Raw genomic sequence first — 20,761 nt, forward strand, 5'->3', positions numbered from 1 at the left:
TCAGCCTGCTTTCGCGCCGCTTTCGCGCGGGCCGTCGCCGGCGCCGAAATTGACCTTGGTGACGTTGCTGTCGACTTGTTTCGACAGCAAATCCTGCCTGCCGAGACGCTCGAGCACCTTTTCGGCCGGTTCGGGCTTGCCATAGTGGTAGCCCTGGCCCTTGAGCTTGCCCATCGATCGCAGGGCCTGGAGCACCTGCTCGTTCTCGACGCCCTCGGCGGTGATCGGCAGCTTCAATCCGTCGCCCATCGAGATGATCGCATCGATCAGCTTGCCGCCGTGGTGGTCTTCCTTGAGTTCGGCGATAAAGGCGCGGTCGATCTTGAGGCGGTCGAACGGCAGGCTGCGCAACTGTGCAAGGCTGGAATAGCCGGTGCCGAAATCGTCGAGGCTGATGTGCACGCCCTGGTTGCGCAGCGAGGTGATCATCGAGCGGACCATGCCGATATTCTCGTGCAGGCAGCTTTCGGTGATCTCGATGTCGAGGCGGCTGGCCGGGAAGTTGTGCTTCACCAGCAGCTTCAGCAGTTTCTGGGCGAACCACGGGTCGCGCATCTGGACCGGCGAGATGTTGACCGAGAGGGTGAGTTCCGCGTCCCACTGCTTGGCGTCCTCGAAAGCCTGCGACATCAGGCGGTCGCTGAGATCGCCGATGACGCCGATTTCCTCGGCAATTGGGATGAAGATATCCGGGCCGACGACGCCCATTTCGGGCGATTGCCAGCGCGCGAGCATTTCGAAGCCCGTCAGCCGGCCCGTCTCGAGGTCGATCTGCTGTTCGTAATAGGGGCGGAACTCGCCCAGCGCGATGCCCTTGCGGATACCCGATTCGAGCTCGTTGCGGAAGCGCAGCTCGTTTTCCATCGGCGGTTCGAACCAGTAGTAGCGGTTCTTGCCCTGCTTCTTGGCGTGATACATCGCGATATCCGCCTTGTGCATGAGCTTCTGGGCGGACGCGGTGCCGAGATTGGGATCGTCGAGCTGCGTGCTCGAGGCGACGCCCACCGAAATCGTCACGTCGATCGAGGCGGTTTCGTGGCGCACCGGCGTGGCGACCGTTTCGATCATGCGGGACACCAGCTGGTCGATCCGGTCGGGGACCTGCGGGTGATAGGGCACGACGCAGAGGAATTCGTCGCCGCCGAGCCGGGCGAGCAGGCCGCCTTCGGGCAGCAGGCGGCCGATGCGGCGGGCGATGGCCTGCAGCACCTCGTCGCCGGCCTGGTGGCCGTTGAGGTCGTTGATCTGCTTGAAATTGTCGAGGTCGACCGCGACCACGGCCAGCGCCCGCTCGCGATGCGCGCGTTCGGCCAGCAGGTCGGCGAGGGCGGCGGTGAGGCTGCGGCGGTTATGGCAGCCGGTGAGATGGTCGATATCGGCGAGGCGGCGCGCTTCCTCTTCCGAGGCACAGCGGCGAACCAGCTCGGCATTCAGCGCCTTGTAACGGCTCCAGCCAAGCAGGATCAGCGCGATATTGAGCAAGAGGGCGTTGGTAAGCACCACGTCGGGCGATGCTGCGCCGCCCTGCCAGGCCCTGATCAGCGTCGGCATGGCGACACCCGCGGTGCCGACGAACAGGATGATGGCCGCGAGCGCAATTCCGAGCGTGACGAAGTCGTGGCGGCGCTCGGCCTGCCGCCTGCGTCCCCCTGCCAGCTTCCCGCGTCCCGCAACTTTCGACAATTCGGACAATCTCGCCCCCGGATACCAATCCCGCCCGGAATACCGCGAGCGGCCTAAGAAGCGGTTAACCGGCCGGTTACCTGCTGCAGGCTGGCCAGCGCAGCGCACAGCCGCTACGCGGCGCGCAACCCGTTCATCGCACACGAAGGATTTGCCCGACCATGCGCTACTGGCTGATGAAGTCCGAACCGTTCAAATACAGCTGGGACGACCTCGTCGCGGAACAGGAAGGTACTTGGGACGGCGTGCGCAATTACCGCGCGCGCAACAACCTCGCCGCGATGGAGGTGGGCGACCAGGCGTTTTTCTATCACTCGCGCGAAGGGCTGGAGATCGTCGGCATCTGCGAGGTCAGCGTGGCCGGCATCGGCGACCCGACCGACGACACCGGCAAGTGGGCCGCGGTCAAGATCAAGCCTAAGACCAAGCTGCCGCATCCGGTATCGCTGAAGCAGATCAAGGCCGAGCCGCAACTAGCGGAATGCGAACTGGTCAAGCTGTCGCGCCTGTCGGTGGCGGAGATCACGCCAGACGAATGGTCGGTGATTCTCAAGATGGCGGGCATTTGAAGCAGCTAGGTGAGGGGCCATCGGGCCATCGCGCCGGCCTCGTCGGTTCGGAAGCGCACGTTTCCTTTCGATCAATATGGCACAAGAACATTCGTTGATTTCGCTTGGTCGCAAACATGGAGCGACTGGGCGCCAGCAACTGGAACCCAATCGCGCAGGTCACCGTTATCCTGCTGTAACGGCGCAAGAAATTGCGCTTCCAGCCAGAGGAGAGACCCCATGGGTGAACTGAGCGAAAAGATCAAAGGCAACACCAACGAAGCCATCGGCAACACCAAGCAGGCGGTGGGCGACATGACCGACAACCACAGCCTCGAGCGCGAAGGCGAGCGCCAGGAAGCCAAAGGCGAAGCCCAGCAGCTGAAGGGCGAAGTGGAAGGCAAGCTCGGCAACGACATCTGACGCCGGACACGCTGATACCAGCGAGCGAAGGGCCGTCTCCCCCAGCGGGAGGCGGCCCTTTCACGTAAGGTCAGCGGCTGCGCAGCCCGCTGACGCTCGCGCCGCTGGCGGCAAGTTGCTCGATATCGATCCGGCAATGGATTAGGCGCAGCCCGCTGCGGCCCTGCGCGGCGACGAGAGCGTCCTTGAAGGCCTCGGTCGTGTCCGCGCGCGCGGACCAGCCGCCGAAAGCCTCGGCCATGGCGGCGAAGTCGGGGTTGGCGAGACGGGTGGCGCTGATCCGCTCTTCGCCGGGAAACTCGCGTTCCTGGTGCATGCGGATGGTGCCGTAGGCGCCATTGTCGACCACGATCACCATCAGGTTTGCACCATGCTGGACTGCGGTGGCGAGCTCCTGCGCGTTCATCATGAAATCGCCGTCACCCGCGACGGCCACGACCGTGCGTTCGGGATGGCGTAGCGCGGCAGCTACGGCAGCGGGCACGCCATAACCCATCGCGCCGCAGGTCGGGGCAAGCTGGCTTGGATAACCGGCATAGCGCCAGTAGCGGTGCCACCAGCCCGCGAAATTACCTGCACCGTTGCACACGATGGTATCGGCGGGGAGCGTGTCGCGCATGAACTGGACGGCCTGGCCCATATCGAGCGGATGGCCGTTGGGATGCGCCGTAGCCCACGCCTCCCACTCGGCATGCGCCGCCGCACCGGCGTCGAAATCGATCGCGTCGCCATCGTCCCACAGGGCCGCGCTTTCGGCGAACTCTGCCATCCCGGCGCAGATAGCGAGGTCAGCAGGATAGACACGGCCCAGTTCGTTGGGATCGGGGTGGACGTGGATCAGCTTGCGATCGGGCGCTGTGATCTGGGGAACCGTATAGCCGTCGGTTGTCGCTTCGCCGAGCCGCGCGCCGACGGCCAGGATGAGGTCGGCATTCCTGACCCGCTCGACCAGCTTGGGGTTCGGGCCATAGCCGAGGTTGCCCGCATAGACCTTGCTCGACGGTGCTATCGCGTCCTGACGGCGGAAAGCAGTCGCAACGGGAATGGCGAGCCGTTCGGCGAAGATCTGGAAGTACTCGCGCGCCTTGGCGTTCCAGCCTGCGCCGCCGATAATTGCGACGGGTGAAGCGGCGTCGCCGATCAGGGCCATCATCGCCTGCATCGCATCGGGGCACGGCGCCTGAGCTGGCGCCTCGACCCGTGGGCGCGGCTTCGCCTCCGTCTCGCGGCTCAGCATATCCTCGGGCAGGGCAAGCACGACCGGGCCGGGCCGTCCGGAGATCGCGGTGGAATAGGCGCGAGCGACGTATTCGGGAATTCGGTCGGCCGAATCGATCCGTGCCGCCCATTTGGCGATGGGCCCGAAGAAGGCGGCGAAATCGACCTCCTGGAAGCCCTCGCGGTCGCGCATTTCGCTGTCGACGTCGCCCACGAAGAGGAGCATCGGCTGCGAATCCTGCATCGCGACGTGGACGCCGATGCTCGCATTGGTCGCGCCCGGGCCGCGGGTGACGAAAGCCACGCCCGGCCGGCCGGTCATCGCCCCGTCGGCACAGGCCATGAAAGCTACGCCGCCCTCTTGCCGGCATGTGACGACATCGATCGTCGACTGCTGGCCGAGCCCGTCTAGTACCTGGAGGAAACTTTCCCCCGGCACGGTGAAGACACGGTCGCAGCCCTGTTCGATCAGGCAGTCGACCAGCAGGCGCGCGGCGGCGGGGGTAGTGCTCTCTCTCATGGCCGAGCGACTAGCCCGCGCGCCCACGGCTGGCAATCGCGCGCTATGGTTAATAACGGCGATTCCGTTCCGTTTTGCGACAGTGGAAAGCGGCGGGGATACCAAACGGTTAAAAAAGCGTTAACTGCCATCATGAGACGCGCATTAGTCCTTACGAGCGAAGCCGCCCGGCACTGGTTCCGGGCCAGCCTACCGCAACGCCGCCTGGCCTTTGCCGATCTCCCGGCAACCGGACCGGTGAGCTGGCAGATTACCGCCAGCGACATTCGCGGCGTGGCGACGACCTATTTCGCGACCGTCGCGGCGGTCCTCGCCTTCATTATCTGAGGCTGTTCAGATCCCGCTGGCGAGCGCCTGCTCCGCAGCTGCGTTCTCCGCTGCGATCAAGCGCTTTGCGAGCCATGCCGAAAAAAGGCACATGGCGGCGCAGAGCAACACCTGTTCGGTAATCGGCACGCCCGCGGCGCTCAGGGCCATGGCCGCCAGCGAACCCGCCACCATCGCCCCCGAATTGACGATGTTGTTCGCCGCGATCGTGCGCGAGGCGCGGTCGGGCGAGACCCGCGTGGTCAGAAAGGCGTAGAGCGGCACCACGAACATCCCGCCAGCGATCGAAATGCCCAGCAGGCAAAGCAGCAGGACGGTCGCCATCGGCCAGGCGACGAATTCGCGCACCGAAAGCAGGGTGTCCGGCTGGTCCGCTTCCCACATCTTCGCGACGACGTAGAAGGCAACTACGAATAGCCCCATCACGATTACCGAAACCGGGGAATAGCGCGCCGAGACGCGGCCCTTGAGCAGGGCGTTGACGGCCACCGATCCGATCGCGACGCCGACCGAAAAAACCACGAGGAACAGGCTCGCGACCTCGGGGCTGGCCATGATCGTGTTCTTCGCCAGCGGCGGAAACTGGATGAATAGCACCGCCCCGATGGTCCAGAAGAAGCTGATCGCCAGGATGGCGTAATAGACTTCCGGATTGTGCATCGTGTCGCGCACCAGCTTCACCGAGGCGCGCAGGATATGCCAGTCGAGCTTCTCGACCTCGCCCATCGGCGGCGCCGCGGGGATCTGCCGGCTGACAAGATAGCCGATGCAGGAAATGCAGATGATCGCAATGGCGGCCCAGCCGGTGCGCTCGACCGCAATGAAGCCCGCAATGATCGTGCCGGCAAGAATCGCGATATAGGTCCCCGCCTCGACCAGGCCGGTTCCCGCCAAAACCTCGTCCTGTTCCAGGTGCTGCGGCAGGATTGCGTATTTGATCGGGCCGAGGAAGGTCGATTGGACGCCGGTCAGGAACAGGGCGAACAGCAGCAGCGGGATCGCCAGCGTGTGCACCATGATCCCTTTCCACGCGAGATAGAGGCCGCAGGCGCCGATCACCATCAGACCGATCTCGGCAGCCTTGACGATCCGCACGATCCGCGCCTTGTCGCGCATGTCGGCCAGCTGTCCCGCCAGCGCGGACAGGATGAAGAACGGCAGGATGAACAGGCCCGAGGCCAGCCCGCTGAAGCTCGCTTCGGTCGCCGGGTCGCTGTAGACCGCGTAGACGACGAACAGGACCATGGTGGTCTTGTAGAGATTGTCGTTGAAGGCATTGAACAGCTGCGTGACGAACAGCGGCAGGAACCGCCGGGTACGCAGCAGGTGAGTGGATGTTAGCATGACCCCCCGGGAATGGCCCCGTCGTATGACGGCCATGTGTAAAGCCATCGCGGTGGCGGACAAGGACAATCCGCGACTTTTGCGGCGAGCCGTAACTCGCTAGGGGAGGCTTCATGCTGAGCCTGCCCAACATGCTGACGCTGTCGCGCATCGTCGCGATCCCGCTGCTGGCCTTCCTGCTGTGGTGGCCGGGATGGGAGCAGGGCTATCTCGCCGCCTTCGTGCTCTACTGCCTGATGGGCATCACCGACTATTTCGACGGCTACCTCGCGCGATCGAGCGGCACGGTGTCGAAGCTCGGCATCTTCCTCGACCCGATCGCCGACAAGATCATGGTCGCCGCGGTGATCCTCGTGCTGGCGGCGCAGGGCGTGCTGCGCGGGCCCTATGTCGGCGACGCGCATGTGATCGCCGGCCTGATCATCCTCACGCGCGAAATCGCCGTCTCGGGCCTGCGCGAATTCCTCGGTCCGCTACAGGTCTCGGTTCCCGTGAGCCGCCTCGCCAAGTGGAAGACGACCTTCCAGATGATGGCACTGGGCTCGCTGATCCTCGGGCAGGGCCTGCCGGACTGGACTGTGATGGTTGGTGCGGTGGAGGCGAATGTCCCGCACACCTACGGCCTCGTGACTCTGTGGGCCGCGGCGGTGCTGACGGTGATTACGGGCTGGGATTACCTGCGGGTCGGTTTGAAGCACATGGATTGAGCGGGGAAGTGGAACACCGAACGGGGTGTTTTGCGAAACTGCGATCCGTGCTGAAAGGCCCGGATAGCGCCAGATTGCGGGCAATTCGACGGCCTGAACTGTCACCTTCCGAATTGCCATCCGAGACAAGCCAATGCGCGGTGGAAATTGCGCGCGGCAAGTTGGCGTGTCCAATCCCTCAAACATCCGGCCCGAATGGCAGAAAAAGATCCTGTAGGAAAATGAGCGGAATGGCTGCCTATGGGTGGGTAGCGGACTTCAAGGCCGGGTGAGTCGGAACTCCGCGGGACCTTCACTTGACGCCGAAGCGTCAGGCCGGACGGCCCCCTCAATGGCAGGCGTGAGGGCTGCACCTCGAACGAGTATTTCAGCCCAATTCGGGTGATGCTCGAAAACGTTCCAGATGATCGCGAGGGGGTCCGAACCATCCTTGAAGACGGCGCTGTTCGCATCGATCCGGCCAACTTGCCTTTCGAACCATGCGCGATTCTCCGGCGTGTCAATAATCCACACAGCGTCGTAAGAAGCGCCACCAGGCGCGCCTTCAAACTCGATGAGAACTTTCATGTCGGTGTTCTGCCCGGGAATGCGCTTGCACTCAATGTCTGCAATCGGGTCGTTAGCTGAACTTCCGCTTTGGGGCCCATATCGCCCCAAGCCGCCACTCGCTCACCCCGCCCGCAGTTCCTCGGCCAGCAGTTCGAAGTCGTCCCGCCGCGGCGAGTTCTTGCGCCAGATCAGGGCGATCTCGCGGGTGGCGCTCTTGCTCTTGAGGGGGCGGGCGACGACTTTCGTGCCGGTCAGGATTCCCGCATCCACGGCCATCTTGGGCAGCATCGTCAGGCCGAGGCCGTTGTCCACCATCTGTACCAGCGTGTGCAGGCTGGTCCCGATCATCGTCGCCGAGGCGCGCAGTTCGGGCCGGTTGCAGGCGGCGAGCGCGTGTTCCTTGAGGCAGTGCCCGTCCTCGAGCAGCAGCAGGCGGCCCTCGTCGATCATGCTCGGCGGGATGATCTCGGGCGGATCGCGCGGATCGTTTTCGGGAAAGGCGACGTAGAGTTCGTCGTCCGCAATATGCGCCATCTCCACTTCGCCGGTGGCGAAGGGCAGGGCGAGCAGAACGCAATCGACCCGCCCGTGCTGCAGCGATTCGACCGCATCGTGGCTGGTCTCCTCGCGCAGGAACAGCTGCAAGTCGGGGCGTTCCTTGCGCAGGCGCGGCAGGAAGCGCGGCAGCAGGAAGGGCGCGATCGTCGGTATGACGCTCATGCGCAATTGCCCCGCGAGCGGCTTGCCCGCCGCCTGGACGAGATCGGCCAGTTCCTCCGCCTCGCGCAGCACGCGGTGCGCCTTGTCCACCACCTGGTTGCCGAGCGCGGTGAAGCGCACCACGCGGCGGCTGCGCTCGACCAGCGTCACGCCGAGCAGCGATTCCAGCTCGCGAATGCCGGCGCTGAGCGTCGATTGCGACACGAAGCTGGCCTCCGCCGCCCGGCCGAAATGGCCATGCTCGTGCAGTGCCACGAGATACTGCAGCTGCTTGAGGGTGGGGAGGTAGGTGCTCATACGCGGCGGCCTATTCCGCCGCCGCCTGGGTCTCGACCATTTCGGCCTGCATGTCGTCGATATGCGTCATCAGCAGTCGGCCCTGCTTGACCGCGAAGGCCATGCGGCCCTCGACCAGTTCGAGCGCATCCTTGCCGAAGACCTCGTAACGCCAGCCTTCGAGCACCGGCAGGTTGCGGACACCGGCGGCAAGGGCTTCCATCTCGTCCGCGCGGGTCAGCAGGCGGGCGGCGACGTCGATCTCGCGGGCGCGGATCTTGAGCAGCAGCTTGAGCAGGTCCGCCACCAGCGCGCCTTCCTTGCCGAGCGGCGCGCCGCGCTGCGGCTTGTCCGGCATTTCGTCCTTCGACAGCGGCTCCGCCTTTTCGATCACTTTCATCAGGCGCTTGCCGATGTCGTTGTCCTTCCACGCGTTCGACAGGCCGCGCACCTTGGCAAGGTCGGCCTGCTTCTTGGGCGGGTGGCTGGCGATATCGGCCAGCGTCTCGTCGCGCATGATGCGACCGCGCGGGATATTCTTGTGCTGCGCCTCGCCCTCGCGCCAGGCGGCGAGCGCCTTGAGGCGGCCGAGCACCGCGGCGTTGCGCCCGGGCGAACGGATGCGCTTCCACGCCTGGCCCGCATCGTTGGCGTAGTTCGCCGGATCGGCGAGCTTGTCCATCTCCGCATCGAGCCACGCGCCGCGCCCCGTCTTGATCAGCTTCTTGAGGATCCTGGGGAAGATATCGGACAGGTGGGTCACGTCCCCGATGGCATATTCGATCTGGCGGTCGGTCAGCGGACGGCGGCTCCAGTCGGTGAAGCGCGCACCCTTGTCGACCGGGATGCCGAGCCAGCTTTCGACGAGGTTGGCATAGCCGATCTGTTCGGACTGGCTGATCGCCATCATCGCGATCTGCGTGTCGAAGATCGGGTGCGGGGTCTTGCCGGTGAAATTGTAGACGATCTCGACGTCCTGCCCGCCCGCGTGGAAGACCTTGAGAACGTCCTCGTTCTCGCACAGCAGGTCCCACAGGGGCTTGAGGTCGATCCCGTCGGCCAGCGGGTCGATCGCCGCCGCCTCTTCTTCATTGGCGATCTGCACCAGGCACAGTTCGGGCCAATAGGTGTTCTCGCGCATGAATTCGGTATCGACGGTGACGAATTCGCTCTTCGCCAGACGCTCGCACAGTTCGGCCAGCGCGTCGGAGGTGGTAATCAGGTCGTGTATTTTCATCGTTCTCAATTCATGGTCGGGGCGGAGTGCCGCCCTCGGGCCCGGGGCCCAGTTTCAACGCACCGTCGCAAGCCTTGACAAAAACCCGCCGGTGCCCTGTTAGCGCGCGCGATTCCTGCTAGAGGAGCGCGACGTTCGCGCCCCTAGCGCCATAGCTCCGAAAATGGAAAGATTTTAGATGCACGCCTATCGTACCCACAACTGCGCACAGCTGACGAAGGATAATGTCGGCGAAACCGTCCGCCTGTCGGGCTGGGTGCACAACAAGCGTGACCATGGCGGCGTGCTGTTCGTCGACCTGCGCGACCACTACGGCATAACGCAGATCGTCGCGGACGAAGACAGCCCGGCGCTGCCGATCCTCGATAAGATAAAACTGGAATCGGTGGTCACCATCGACGGCACGGTGAAGGCGCGCGCCGATGTGGCGGTGAACAAGAACCTGCCGACCGGCGAGATCGAGGTCTTCGCCCGCTCGGTCGAGGTGCAGAGCCGCGCCGAGGAATTGCCGCTGATCGTCAACTCGGCGGAGGACTATCCCGAGGAAACGCGCCTCAAGTACCGCTTCATCGACCTGCGGCGCGAGCGCGTTCACGCCAACATCATGCTGCGCAACAAGGTCATCACCTCGCTGCGCCGCCGGATGATCGACCAGGGCTTCAGCGAGTTCCAGACCCCGATCCTCGGCGCGTCGAGCCCCGAAGGCGCGCGCGACTACCTCGTGCCGAGCCGCCTGCACCCGGGCCGCTTCTACGCGCTTCCGCAGGCGCCGCAGATGTTCAAGCAGCTGCTGATGGTCGCCGGGTTCGACCGCTACTTCCAGATCGCGCCGTGCTTCCGCGACGAAGACCTGCGCGCCGATCGCAGCCCCGAATTCTACCAGCTCGACTTCGAAATGAGCTTCGTGACGCAGGAAGACGTCTTCCAGGCGATCGAGCCGGTGCTCGCGGGCGTGTTCGAGGAATTCTCGGGCGGCAAAAGCGTGACGCCCGCCGGTGAATTCCCGCGTATCCCCTATGCGGAAGCAATGCTCAAATATGGCAGCGACAAGCCCGACCTGCGCAACCCGCTGCTGATTTCGGACGTGACCGATCACTTCACCACTTCGGGTTTCGGCCTGTTCGAGAAGATCGTCGGCGGTGGCGGCAAGGTTCGCGTCGTTCCCGCGCCCGACACGCACGAGAAGAGCCGCAAGTTCTTCGACGACATGAACGACTGGGCGCGCCGCGAAGGCTTCGCCGGCCTCGGCTATGTCACCCGCAAGCGCGGCGAGTTCGGCGGCCCGATCGCCAAGAACCACGGCACCGAAGGCATGGAAAAGCTCTACGCCGAACTGGGGCTGGGCGAGAACGATGGTCTGTTCTTTGCCGCGGGCAAGGAAAAGGACGCCGCCAAGCTCGCCGGGGCCGCTCGGACCCGCGTGGCCGAGGAACTGGGCCTGATCGAAGAGGGTTGCTTCAAGTTCTGCTGGATCGTCGATTTCCCGATGTACGAGTATGACGAGGATGCAAAGAAGATCGACTTCAGCCACAACCCCTTCTCGATGCCGCAGGGCGAGATGGAAGCGCTGGAAACGCAGGATCCGCTCGAGATCAAGGCTTGGCAGTACGACATCGTCTGCAACGGCTATGAGCTGTCGAGCGGCGCGATCCGGAACCACAAGCCGGAGATCATGTACAAGGCGTTCGAGATTGCCGGCTATACGCAGGCCGAAGTCGACGCGAACTTCAGCGGCATGATCGAAGCCTTCAAGCTGGGCGCCCCGCCACACGGTGGCTCGGCCCCGGGCATCGACCGGATCGTGATGCTGCTCGCCGACGAGCCGAACATCCGCGAGGTGATAGCCTTCCCCCTCAATCAGAAGGCGCAGGACCTGATGATGGGCGCCCCGAGCGTGGTAGCACCCAGCCAGCTTCGCGATGTCCACGTTCGCCTGGGCGGAGCCGCGCTCGAAGCGCAGAAGGCCGCGAGCGAAGCCGAGAAGACTGACATGAACAGCACCGCCACCGACCGCGATACGCCCGAGCGTAGCGACGATACCTGACACGAAAAAGGGCGCGGATTTCTCCGCGCCCCGCCGTTCGACTGAATGGGGGCTCAGTCGTACTGGCGTTCGATCATGTCGCCGAATTGTTCGCCTTCGCAGATCTCGTTGTAGCATTGCTGTACGACGGCGCGTTCCTGGCCTTCGAGCTGGTCGCTCTCGAGCGCTTCCTGGAACTTGTTCTTGATGTAGTCCTCGCCTTCCTCGATCCGCTCTGCAACGTTGTCGTCGCTGTTGCCGAAGAGGCTGGTGATGCTCTGCCACATCTGGTGAACTTCGCCGGTCAGCGTGCCCTTTGTGACGAGTTCATCGCCCTGACGCTCGAGTTCCGCGTTCATTTGGCGCAATGTGCTCTCACGCTGCTGGAGGCGATGGTTGAGGGCCTGCGTAAGCTGGGGGCTGTCGGCTTTTTCGGCCGCCTGGCGGTAACCTTCGACCGAATCGAACGTGGTGTCGGTGAGGCTCTTGAAAACCGTGCTGCTCATCGTTTGCTTCCCTAAATCAATGGTTTGATACAGCCCTAACGGGCGAGGGGAGCATGAGGTCCGGGCGCATCGACCCGAACCTCATCGTAGCGGCGCAAAATCCGCGCGCTTCAGCCTGCATCTTCGACGAAGACATACTCGTGCTGCGCATCCAGAAGCTTGAGCGTGCGCTTGCCCTCGCTTTCGCCGATGACCAGCGGGAAACCGAAGAAGCCGGGCGTCATGAAGACGATGGAGCTCGTCCCGTCATCGTTTTGGAGCGTACCGATGCGGGAGCGGCCCGAGGTGACGGCGATGAAGGTGTCCTCGCCCTCGCGGCTAACCGTAAGCGGGCCGAGTTCCGGGTTGCTGTAGCGGCTGGCGAGCGATGCGAGAACCGTGGGATCGCCCTCCGGCACAATGCCTTCGCGGGCCTTTTCGCGTGCTTCCGCACCAAGCTTTACCGATGCTGCAAGGTTTTCCTCCGCCTCGGCAGCGCCGTCGTACAGCACTTCGAGCAGCTTGCGCTGGAACAGCCCGAGCAGCCCTTGGCCGGTATCCGAATTGGTGAGCAGCACTGCCGCTACACCGTCTTCCGGAATGAACCAGAAGTTGCTCTTGTAGCCGATCAGGCTGCCGCCGTGGAAATAGATCTCCTTGCCGCGGCTCGCATCCTCCATCAGGCCCATGCCGTACCAGGAGTCCTCGCCGATCGGGACGTAGCGTTCGCGGCGCTTGAGCAGGTTCTCCGCCGAGACCAGGTCGGTCCCGTCGGCCAGCGTGCCTTCGCGAAGTTCGTTCATCGCATAGAGCGCCATATCGTGCGCGGTCGACCAGACGCCGCCAGCGGGGCGATAGGGATGGACCATGTAGTTCCAGTCCATCGGCGCGCCTTCGACCGGCCCGTCATAGCCGCGCGCATGCGGCCTCGCCCAGTTGGCCCGCATGGCCTCGCTGAAATCGAAGGTCGTGCGGGTCATGCCCAGCGGGTCGAAGATGCGCTCGTCCATTGCCCGATCGAAGGCCGCGCCGATTTCCATGTCCGGATAAACGAGGTGCCCGCCGATATAGCCTGCAGCACTCGCCATAAGGTTGTTGTACTGGAACACCTCGCCGAAGCCACTGGTCGGCTCGGTCGCGGCGAGCTGGACGAAGGTGTCGCTCGCCGGCGTGTCGCGGCTGGTGTTCATGATCCACTGCATGTCCTTGCGCGGCAGGCCCGTGCAGGCGCAGATCAGGTGTTCGACGCGCACGCTCGCTGTGGTCTCGCCGCTGCCGAGGCGAAACTCCGGGTAGACCTCTGTCACCTTCTGGTCCCAGGCAAGCTTGCCCTCGTCGACCAGGGTGGAAAGCAGCAGCGTCGCCATGCCCTTGGTGTTCGATGCAACCATGAAGCCGGTGTCCTTGTCCACCTGCTCGGCGCCACCCTTTTCGGTCACCCCGAGGCCGCCTTCCCAGACGATCCTGTCACCCTGCACGAGCGCGAGGCCGACGCCGGGAATTTCGAGCCCTTCCATGGCGCGGGTCACGAAGCCGGTCAGCTCGGCGATGCGTTCGGGGGTCAACTCGTTGGCCGCCTTGCCGGCGAAGGTCTCCTTTTCGAAATTGGCAGGGCGCAGTGAACCGAATGCCTGGTTCAGCTGCGCGCCGCGCTTGGCGACGGTGGCCAGGGCGCCGTCGATGAGAATCACGGTCCATTGCGCGCCCTTGCGCAAGCCGATGCCCTGTACGGCGATCTTCTCTTCGGGTGAGGATTTGTAGTTGACCACGGTAATCTGGTCCCAGCCGTCGCGGGCCGGCGGGTCCTGCGCGATCAGCACCTCGCGTGCGAAGCCGGGGGAGAGCTTCTGCCATGCGTTAGCCACGGCCTTGCTACCGTCCTCGCCGCCGTCCACGCCGACGATGGCTGCAGTCACGTCGCCCTCCGGCGCGGTGAACACCAGCATGCCGTTGCGCTGCTCGCGTGCCCAGCCGGGGATCGGCGCCATTTCTGCGCCCGTTCCGGTGTCCAGCTTTTCCACCGCTTCGGTCTGAGCCTGCTCCTGCGCCAGCAAGGGCAGCGGCGACGTGGTCAGCAGCAAGGCGGAAGCGATAAGCGCGAAACGTTTCATAGGGTTGCTCTCCTTGAGTGTCTTTCTGTGTCTTATATGTGTAATACGGCAAATCCGTTACAGGTCAATTTCAGTTACGGCATTGCCAGCCCTTGCGCTTGGCCACGGCGTTCATTAGGGCGAAAGCCAATCTCCTAACCCCCAGAATTCGAGAGGGACAAAAATGAGCGATACTGCCGACCGCGTGCAGAAGATTGTCGTCGAGCATCTCGGCGTCGAAGCCGACAAGGTGACCCAGGAAGCGAGCTTCATCGACGATCTGGGTGCGGACAGCCTCGACATCGTCGAACTCGTGATGGCCTTCGAAGAAGAATTCGGCGTGGAAATCCCCGACGATGCGGCCGAGAAGATTACCACCGTCGGCGATGCCACCAAGTACATCGAAGAGCACAAGGGCTGAGCCTCACGCTTTTCGGCTAGCCTGCTTCATTGGCGGGAACGGACAGGCCCGACCCGATAAGGGCCGGGCCTGTTGTCTTATATCGCGGAGAAATACATGCGTCGTGTGGTCGTTACCGGTCTCGGACTCGTCACCCCCCTTGGCGGTGACGTCGAAACCAGTTGGTCCAACCTTATCGCCGGCAAGAGCGGGGCGGGGCCGATTACCCGCTTCGATGCCTCGAACCAGAAGGCGCAGATCGCCTGCGAGGTGAAGCCCAAGGACCACGAATGGGGCTTCGACCCCGACAAGCGCGTCGATCCCAAGATCCAGCGCCAGGTCGATCCCTTCATCGTCTATGGCCTCGATGCCGCCGGACAGGCGATCGAGGATGCGGGCCTGACCGACATGGACGAGGCGACCCGCGAGCGCGCCGGTGTCTCGATCGGCGCCGGTATCGGCGGCCTGCCGGGGATCGAATATGAATCGGTCAACCTCCATGAACGCGGCCCCGGCCGGGTCAGCCCGCACTTCGTCCACGGCCGCATCATCAACCTCGTCAGTGGCCAGGTTTCGATCCGCTACGGCCTGATGGGCCCCAACCATGCGGTTGTCACCGCCTGCTCGACCGGCGCACATTCGATCGGCGACGCGGCGCGCATGATCCGCGACGACGATGCTGACATCATGCTGGCGGGCGGTTCGGAATCGACTATCAACCCGCTCGGCATCGCCGGCTTCGCGCAGGCACGCGCGCTCAACACCGGCTACAACGACCGTCCGGAGCAGGCCAGCCGTCCCTACGACAGGAATCGCGAAGGCTTCGTGCTGGGCGAGGGCGCGGGCGTGGTCGTGCTCGAGGAATACGAACACGCCAAGGCGCGCGGCGCGAAGATTTATGCCGAAGTGGTCGGCTATGGCCTGTCGGGCGATGCCTATCACGTCACCGCGCCGCATCCCGAAGGCAAGGGCGCCGAACTCGCCATCCGCATGGCGCTGCGCAAGGCCGGGCTCGAAGCGTGCGACATCGATTACGTCAACGCGCACGGAACCTCGACCATGGCCGACACCATCGAACTGGCGGCGGTCAAGCGCGTGCTGGGCGATGATCTCTGCGGCGCGAGCATGAGCAGCACCAAGTCCGCCATCGGCCACCTGCTCGGTGGCGCAGGCGCGGTGGAGGCGATCTTCTGCATCCTCGCGATCCGCGACCAGATCGTGCCGCCGACGCTCAACCTCGACGATCCGGACGAAGGCACCGAAGGCGTCGACCTGGTGCCGCACACGGCCCGCAAGCGCGAAGTGAAGGCGGCGCTCAACAACAGCTTCGGCTTCGGCGGGACCAACGCCTCGCTGATCGTCAAGAGGGTCGACTAAGGTGAAAAAGGCCGGCGCGCTGGGTCTCGGCGCGGTCCTCGCGCTTGTGTTGCTGATCGGCGCGGCATGGTTCCTCTCGGGCTGGTGGGGGGCTGCCGATGTCGAGGAGGACACGAATTTCATCGTCCCCTCCGGCTCGACGCTGACCGCCGTCGCTGCCAAGCTGGAGGACGAGGGCCTGATCGCCTCTGCCGACAGCTTCCTGCTGCGCGCGAAGCTGTTCGGTTCGGGCGACCCGATCAAGGCGGGAGAGTTCCTCCTCCCGGCTGGTGCCAGCCCGGCGACCATTCTCGACACATTCCAGAATGGCGAGGTGATCAACCGCTTCGTGACCGTGCCCGAAGGCCTGCCCTCGATCATGGTCTACGAGCGGCTGATGGCCGAGGACCTGCTGACCGGCGAGATCCCCGTGCCCGCCGAAGGCTCTGTCCTGCCCGACACCTATTCGTTCGAACGCGGCGAAACCCGCGCCGCCGTCCTCGCCCGCATGCAGGCCGCGATGCAGAACTACCTCGCCGAAGCCTGGCCCAAGCGCGGACCGGACATAGCGGTCGACAACATCAAGGACGCGGTGATCCTCGCCTCGATCGTGGAGAAGGAAACCGGCGTCGCGCGCGAACGCAAGATGGTCGCGGGCCTCTATTCCAACCGGGTGAAGGACGGGATGCTGCTGCAGGCCGATCCGACCATCATCTACCCGATCACCAAGGGCAAGCCGCTCGGCCGTCGCATCCGCCAGTCGGAGATTGCGGCGATCAACGATTACAACACCTATACCATGGTCGGCCTGCCCAAGGGTCCGATCACCAATCCGGGACGCGAGAGCATCGCGGCGGTGCTCAATCCCGCGAAGACGACGGCGCGCTACATGGTCGCCGACGGCACCGGCGGCCATGCTTTTGCCGAAACGCTCGACGAGCATAACCGCAACGTCGCCAAGTGGTTCGAACTGCGCCGCCAGCGCGGCGAGATGTGAGCGCCGACGACGCCCCGCTGATCCTGACGGCACAGCTGCCCGAGGATCTCCACCAGCGCTTCACCGCACTGCGCACGCAGCATTTCCCGCCCGAGCGCAATTATCTCGAGGCGCATGTCACGCTGTTCCACGCGCTGCCAGGGATGTGCGAGGGCGAGGTCGTCTCGATCTGCAAGCGCTTCGCGCAGGACTATGCGCCGGTCGAGGCCGAGGTGGTCGGGTTGATGTCGCTCGGCGGGGGCACTGCCATCAAACTGCAGAGCGCCGCCATGCTCGTCCTGCGCGACCGGCTGGCGGAGAATTTCCACGGCCTCCTCACCCAGCAGGACCAGCATCGCCCGCGGCTGCATGTGACGATCCAGAACAAGGTCACGAGCAAGGAGGCCAAGGCGCTCCAGGCGCTGCTCGAAGGCACGATCCAGCCGCGCCCATTCGCCTTTCGCGGCCTGTCGCTGTTCCGCTACCGCGGCGGTCCGTGGGAAGCGGTCAAGAGCTTCAGCTTCCGCGGGCGCGAGACCCCCTGAGCGCCGCACGCACAAAAATTGCGCGAAGCCACATTGCACAGTTGACCCCATCGGGCCCGCGCCCTAAATGCGCCGCCTGCCGAGCGGGCACTTGCCCCGGCATGCCTCTTTGGGGCGGAGTAGCTCAGGTGGTTAGAGCAGCGGAATCATAATCCGCGTGTCGGGGGTTCGAGTCCCTCCTCCGCTACCATTCTCAACGATACTCGGGTGCGTCAGGCCATGTAGACACCGTCGACCCGGCGCCATACGTTGCTGTCGACCTCGCGCAGTCCCGGAGGAAGCAGGTCCTCCGGCATGTCCTGATAGCACAAGGGCCGCAGGAAGCGGTCGATGGCGAGAGTGCCGACCGAAGTGCTGCGCCCGTCGGAGGTGGCGGGGAAGGGGCCGCCGTGAACCATGGCGTGCGTCACGTCGACGCCAGTCGGCCACGCATTGGCGATGATCCGTCCGGCGCGCTGTTCGAGAATCGGGAGAAGATCCGCGGCGTCTGCGCGGTCTGCCTCTTCCATATGGAGCGTCGCCGTGAGCTGGCCCTCCATGGCACCGAGAATGGCGGCCACTTCCGCAAGGTCGACGCAGCGCACGATGATGGAACTCGGTCCGAACACCTCTTCCTCGAACAGGCCGTTCGCGCGGAAATCTGCGCCGCTCACTGCATAGACATGCGCGCGCCCGCAGCTCGCCGAGCCCTCGGCGCCCCGGCCGATGAGACTTGCGCTGTCATATGCTCCGAGCTTTTCGATGCTGCTTTCGTAGGCCTTGCGGATGCCGCCTGTGAGCATTGTCTGCGCAGCCACGGGTTCGAGCGCTTTCGCCGTAGCGACGACGAACCGGTCGAGCGCTGTGCCATCGACCGCCAGCAATACACCCGGATTGGTACAGAACTGACCAGCACCGAGCGACAGCGATGCGACATAGGCAGCGGCGAGATCTTCTGCTGCGCTGTCGAGCTTCGCGGGCATCAACACTACGGGATTGACGCTGCTCATCTCGGCATAGACCGGGATCGGCACCGCCCGTGCGGCGGCATGCTGCATGAGCGCGAGACCACCCGCACGCGAGCCGGTGAAGCCGACCGCAGCGATGCGCGGATCCTTCACGAGCGCTTCGCCGAGATCGTAGCCCGCACCGTTGAGCAGCGAGAACACGCCCGCCGGCAGACCTGCCCCCTTGACCGCGTCCGCCATCGCGCCCGCGACGAGTTCGGACGTCCCGGGATGCGCCGGATGCCCCTTCACGACCACGCAGCACCCGGCAGCAAGCGCAGATGCCGTGTCACCGCCGGCGACCGAGAAGGCGAGCGGGAAGTTGCTCGCGCCGAACACCGCCACAGGGCCGAGCGGAATCTTGCGCAGGCGCAGGTCGGGCTTGGGCGGGGTGCGGGCAGGGTCGGCATGGTCGATGCGCAGCGCCTGCCAGGCTCCGTTCTCCACTTCGTCGGCGAAGAGGCGGAGCTGGCCGACGGTTCGGCCGCGCTCGCCGATGAGGCGTGCTTCGGGCAAGCCGCTCTCCTGCATCGCGCGCTGCGTCAGCGTGTCACCCAGCGCGTCGATCTTGTCGGCCGCAAGGCGTAAGAATGCGGCACGCTGCGCCAACGGAAGGCTGGCGTAGGCATGCTGCGCATCCGCTGCCGCTGCACAGGCATCGGCCACATCGCCCGCCGTCGCTTCATAGAATCGCGGTTCGATCGCCGCGCCACTCGCCGCATCGACAGCCGCGAAGGTCGTTCCGCCTGCGCGCCAATCTCCGGCGATGAGGTTCTTGCCGTGGAGCATTGTCATTTCCTTTGTCGAAGATTGTTCAAGAGCCGCAAAAGGCGGCTTGCCTTCGCGAGGATTTCAGTGAAAGGTAGCGCTACCATAAATGGCTGCAGTTGCAACAGGCAGTCCGGGAGAGGGACATTGGAAAAGACCAGCGGGGGCCAGAATCTGGCCCTGATTTCCGCCATCGTGGCTGTCGCCACCATCGGCGGTTTGCTCTTCGGCTACGACAGCGGGGCGGTGAACGGGACCCAGCCGGGTCTCAAGGCAGCCTTTGCACTGAGCGAAGGGGGACTCGGCTTCACGGTCGGTTCGCTGCTCATCGGCTGCTTCATCGGCGCATTCTTCGCCGGGACGCTGGCCGACCAGATGGGGCGGCGCAACGTCATGCGGATCGCGGCACTGCTGTTCCTCGTCGGCGCGCTCGTTCAGGGCCTCACCACCGACCACACCATTTTCGTGATCGCGCGCCTTGCAGGCGGGATCGCCGTCGGTGCAGCGAGTGTCCTGTCCCCGGCCTACATCGCAGAGGTCGCCCCGGCGAACATCCGAGGCCGGATGACCACTGTGCAGCAGATCATGATCATTACCGGCCTGACGCTGGCCTTCGTGGTCAACTATTTCCTGGCAGCGGCAGCCGGCGATTCGACCAGCGCCTTCTGGGGCGGGATCGAGGCGTGGCGGTGGATGTACCTGATGCAGGCGGTGCCCGCTGCGGTGTTCCTGGTTGCGCTCTTCTTCATCCCCGAAAGCCCGCGCTATCTCGTCTCGAAAGGCCGCAACGAGGAGGCGGGCGGCGTGCTCACCCGTCTGTTCGGCGAGAGCGAGGCTACGACCAAGCTTCAAGAAATCCGCGAGAGCTTCTCGGTCGATCACCGCCCGCAACTGCGCGACGTGCTGGCACCGGCGGGGACCAAGGGCTTCCTCGGCCTGCGCCCGATCATCTGGGTCGGTATCATGCTCGCCGTGTTCCAGCAGCTCGTCGGGATCAATGTGATCTTCTACTACGGCGCCACGCTGTGGCAGCTGGCGGGCTTCACCGAGAACGACAGCCTGCTGATCAACATCGTTTCGGGCGCGGTGTCGATCGCGGCCTGCTTCATCACCATCGCCGTCATCGACAAGATCGGTCGCAAGCCGCTGCTGCTCATTGGTTCGGCGGGCATGGCGGTGACGCTGTTCGTCATGGTCTACGCCTTCAGCCAGGGTGGTCTCGATGCCGAGGGCAATTTAACGCTCTCGGCCTCGCTCGGGACGCTCGCAGTGGTGGCTGCGAACCTCTACGTGATCTTCTTCAACGTTAGCTGGGGTCCGGTCATGTGGGTCATGCTGGCCGAGATGTTCCCCAACCAGATCCGCGGTTCCGCACTGGCGGTGGCGGGCTTCTTCCAGTGGTTCGCGAACTATCTCATCGCGCAATCCTTCCCGCTGATGGCGGCAGGGATCGGCCTTGCCGCGAGCTATAGCTTCTACGCGGTCTGCGCGGTCATCAGTTTCTTCCTCGTCCAGAAGTTCATCACCGAAACGAAGGGCAAGGAACTGGAGGAAATGCAGGGATGACCGGAACGGGGCTG

Annotated in this window: 19 protein-coding genes and 1 tRNA gene; 11 read left to right on the forward strand and 9 right to left on the reverse strand. The window is 64.4% G+C overall.

The annotated features are described in order from the left end of the window. Positions 1-1,692: a putative bifunctional diguanylate cyclase/phosphodiesterase gene (locus tag K3172_RS07655; RefSeq protein WP_345725620.1), complete on the reverse strand. Its 1,692-nt coding sequence runs from the start codon at positions 1,690-1,692 to the stop codon at positions 1-3. A gap of 152 nt (positions 1,693-1,844) precedes the next feature. On the opposite strand from K3172_RS07655, the gene K3172_RS07660 reads away from it, so the two are divergent. Both K3172_RS07660 and K3172_RS07665 read left to right on the forward strand, forming a co-directional pair. After that, on the forward strand, positions 1,845-2,252 hold the full coding sequence (locus tag K3172_RS07660; protein ID WP_221588461.1) for an EVE domain-containing protein: 408 nt from the start codon (positions 1,845-1,847) through the stop codon (positions 2,250-2,252). A 219-nt stretch (positions 2,253-2,471) separates the two neighbouring features. Then, positions 2,472-2,654, forward strand: coding sequence for a CsbD family protein (locus tag K3172_RS07665; RefSeq protein WP_221588463.1), 183 nt, complete (start codon positions 2,472-2,474; stop codon positions 2,652-2,654). Between the two features lie 70 nt (positions 2,655-2,724). On the opposite strand, the gene K3172_RS07670 is transcribed toward K3172_RS07665, so the two are convergent. Beyond that, positions 2,725-4,392, reverse strand: coding sequence for a thiamine pyrophosphate-binding protein (locus tag K3172_RS07670; RefSeq protein WP_221588465.1), 1,668 nt, complete (start codon positions 4,390-4,392; stop codon positions 2,725-2,727). Between the two features lie 132 nt (positions 4,393-4,524). Here K3172_RS07670 and K3172_RS07675 point away from each other — a divergent pair, with 132 nt between their 5' ends. Beyond that, entirely contained in the window at positions 4,525-4,719 is a 195-nt protein-coding gene (locus K3172_RS07675; RefSeq protein ID WP_221588467.1) for a hypothetical protein, read from the forward strand. Positions 4,720-4,725: 6 nt separating this feature from the next. Here K3172_RS07675 and K3172_RS07680 read toward each other — a convergent pair whose 3' ends face one another. Next, positions 4,726-6,063: an MFS transporter gene (locus tag K3172_RS07680; RefSeq protein ID WP_221588469.1), complete on the reverse strand. Its 1,338-nt coding sequence runs from the start codon at positions 6,061-6,063 to the stop codon at positions 4,726-4,728. A gap of 113 nt (positions 6,064-6,176) precedes the next feature. Between K3172_RS07680 and pgsA the strand changes: the two genes are divergently transcribed. Then, positions 6,177-6,770, forward strand: coding sequence for a CDP-diacylglycerol--glycerol-3-phosphate 3-phosphatidyltransferase (pgsA, locus tag K3172_RS07685; RefSeq protein ID WP_221588471.1), 594 nt, complete (start codon positions 6,177-6,179; stop codon positions 6,768-6,770). A 258-nt stretch (positions 6,771-7,028) separates the two neighbouring features. Here the strand turns inward: pgsA and K3172_RS07690 are convergent, their stop codons facing one another. The 3 genes from K3172_RS07690 to rnd form a co-directional block, all read right to left on the reverse strand. Next, entirely contained in the window at positions 7,029-7,337 is a 309-nt protein-coding gene (locus K3172_RS07690; protein ID WP_221588473.1) for a hypothetical protein, read from the reverse strand. A gap of 102 nt (positions 7,338-7,439) precedes the next feature. Further along, on the reverse strand, positions 7,440-8,336 hold the full coding sequence (locus K3172_RS07695) for a hydrogen peroxide-inducible genes activator (RefSeq protein ID WP_221588475.1): 897 nt from the start codon (positions 8,334-8,336) through the stop codon (positions 7,440-7,442). A 10-nt stretch (positions 8,337-8,346) separates the two neighbouring features. Next, a complete protein-coding gene (gene rnd, locus K3172_RS07700; RefSeq protein ID WP_221588477.1) occupies positions 8,347-9,552 on the reverse strand; it encodes a ribonuclease D in 1,206 nt (401 codons plus the stop codon). A 178-nt stretch (positions 9,553-9,730) separates the two neighbouring features. Between rnd and aspS the strand changes: the two genes are divergently transcribed. Then, positions 9,731-11,596 (forward strand): aspartate--tRNA ligase, encoded by a 1,866-nt coding sequence (gene aspS, locus K3172_RS07705; RefSeq protein ID WP_221588479.1) that lies wholly within the window; start codon positions 9,731-9,733, stop codon positions 11,594-11,596. A gap of 53 nt (positions 11,597-11,649) precedes the next feature. Here the strand turns inward: aspS and K3172_RS07710 are convergent, their stop codons facing one another. Further along, positions 11,650-12,081, reverse strand: coding sequence for a ferritin-like domain-containing protein (locus K3172_RS07710; RefSeq protein ID WP_221588481.1), 432 nt, complete (start codon positions 12,079-12,081; stop codon positions 11,650-11,652). A gap of 110 nt (positions 12,082-12,191) precedes the next feature. Continuing rightward, positions 12,192-14,171: a serine hydrolase domain-containing protein gene (locus K3172_RS07715; RefSeq protein ID WP_221588483.1), complete on the reverse strand. Its 1,980-nt coding sequence runs from the start codon at positions 14,169-14,171 to the stop codon at positions 12,192-12,194. Positions 14,172-14,334: 163 nt separating this feature from the next. Here K3172_RS07715 and K3172_RS07720 point away from each other — a divergent pair, with 163 nt between their 5' ends. The 5 genes from K3172_RS07720 to K3172_RS07740 all read left to right on the forward strand — a co-directional run bounded on the left by K3172_RS07720 (position 14,335) and on the right by K3172_RS07740 (position 17,617). Next, on the forward strand, positions 14,335-14,571 hold the full coding sequence (locus K3172_RS07720) for an acyl carrier protein (protein WP_006834437.1): 237 nt from the start codon (positions 14,335-14,337) through the stop codon (positions 14,569-14,571). Between the two features lie 96 nt (positions 14,572-14,667). Beyond that, positions 14,668-15,927, forward strand: coding sequence for a beta-ketoacyl-ACP synthase II (gene fabF, locus K3172_RS07725; RefSeq protein WP_221588485.1), 1,260 nt, complete (start codon positions 14,668-14,670; stop codon positions 15,925-15,927). 1 nt (position 15,928) lies between these two features. Then, complete coding sequence (gene mltG / locus K3172_RS07730) at positions 15,929-16,903, forward strand: endolytic transglycosylase MltG (protein WP_221588487.1); 975 nt, start codon at positions 15,929-15,931, stop codon at positions 16,901-16,903. Continuing rightward, positions 16,900-17,427, forward strand: coding sequence for a 2'-5' RNA ligase family protein (locus K3172_RS07735; protein ID WP_221588489.1), 528 nt, complete (start codon positions 16,900-16,902; stop codon positions 17,425-17,427). The genes mltG and K3172_RS07735 overlap by 4 nt, the downstream gene beginning before the upstream one ends. A gap of 113 nt (positions 17,428-17,540) precedes the next feature. Continuing rightward, positions 17,541-17,617 (forward strand) — tRNA-Met (locus tag K3172_RS07740). 22 nt (positions 17,618-17,639) lie between these two features. Here K3172_RS07740 and K3172_RS07745 read toward each other — a convergent pair. Further along, entirely contained in the window at positions 17,640-19,202 is a 1,563-nt protein-coding gene (locus K3172_RS07745; protein WP_221589130.1) for an aldehyde dehydrogenase (NADP(+)), read from the reverse strand. 126 nt (positions 19,203-19,328) lie between these two features. Between K3172_RS07745 and K3172_RS07750 the strand changes: the two genes are divergently transcribed. Continuing rightward, positions 19,329-20,747: a sugar porter family MFS transporter gene (locus K3172_RS07750; RefSeq protein WP_221588491.1), complete on the forward strand. Its 1,419-nt coding sequence runs from the start codon at positions 19,329-19,331 to the stop codon at positions 20,745-20,747. Positions 20,748-20,761 lie beyond the last annotated feature (14 nt).

The sequence above is a fragment of the Qipengyuania proteolytica genome, assembly GCF_019711565.1.
GTDB lineage: Bacteria > Pseudomonadota > Alphaproteobacteria > Sphingomonadales > Sphingomonadaceae > Qipengyuania > Qipengyuania proteolytica.

What these genes read in the sequence shown, in the direction of transcription:
- K3172_RS07660 (WP_221588461.1), top strand. Translation starts at nt 1,845, where the DNA reads ATGCGCTACTGGCTGATGAAGTCCGAACCGTTCAAATACAGCTGGGAC.
- K3172_RS07665 (WP_221588463.1), top strand. Translation starts at nt 2,472, where the DNA reads ATGGGTGAACTGAGCGAAAAGATCAAAGGCAACACCAACGAAGCCATC.
- K3172_RS07670 (WP_221588465.1), bottom strand. Translation starts at nt 4,392, where the DNA reads ATGAGAGAGAGCACTACCCCCGCCGCCGCGCGCCTGCTGGTCGACTGC.
- K3172_RS07675 (WP_221588467.1), top strand. Translation starts at nt 4,525, where the DNA reads ATGAGACGCGCATTAGTCCTTACGAGCGAAGCCGCCCGGCACTGGTTC.
- K3172_RS07680 (WP_221588469.1), bottom strand. Translation starts at nt 6,063, where the DNA reads ATGCTAACATCCACTCACCTGCTGCGTACCCGGCGGTTCCTGCCGCTG.
- pgsA (WP_221588471.1), top strand. Translation starts at nt 6,177, where the DNA reads ATGCTGAGCCTGCCCAACATGCTGACGCTGTCGCGCATCGTCGCGATC.
- K3172_RS07690 (WP_221588473.1), bottom strand. Translation starts at nt 7,337, where the DNA reads ATGAAAGTTCTCATCGAGTTTGAAGGCGCGCCTGGTGGCGCTTCTTAC.
- K3172_RS07695 (WP_221588475.1), bottom strand. Translation starts at nt 8,336, where the DNA reads ATGAGCACCTACCTCCCCACCCTCAAGCAGCTGCAGTATCTCGTGGCA.
- rnd (WP_221588477.1), bottom strand. Translation starts at nt 9,552, where the DNA reads ATGAAAATACACGACCTGATTACCACCTCCGACGCGCTGGCCGAACTG.
- aspS (WP_221588479.1), top strand. Translation starts at nt 9,731, where the DNA reads ATGCACGCCTATCGTACCCACAACTGCGCACAGCTGACGAAGGATAAT.
- K3172_RS07710 (WP_221588481.1), bottom strand. Translation starts at nt 12,081, where the DNA reads ATGAGCAGCACGGTTTTCAAGAGCCTCACCGACACCACGTTCGATTCG.
- K3172_RS07715 (WP_221588483.1), bottom strand. Translation starts at nt 14,171, where the DNA reads ATGAAACGTTTCGCGCTTATCGCTTCCGCCTTGCTGCTGACCACGTCG.
- K3172_RS07720 (WP_006834437.1), top strand. Translation starts at nt 14,335, where the DNA reads ATGAGCGATACTGCCGACCGCGTGCAGAAGATTGTCGTCGAGCATCTC.
- fabF (WP_221588485.1), top strand. Translation starts at nt 14,668, where the DNA reads ATGCGTCGTGTGGTCGTTACCGGTCTCGGACTCGTCACCCCCCTTGGC.
- K3172_RS07745 (WP_221589130.1), bottom strand. Translation starts at nt 19,202, where the DNA reads ATGCTCCACGGCAAGAACCTCATCGCCGGAGATTGGCGCGCAGGCGGA.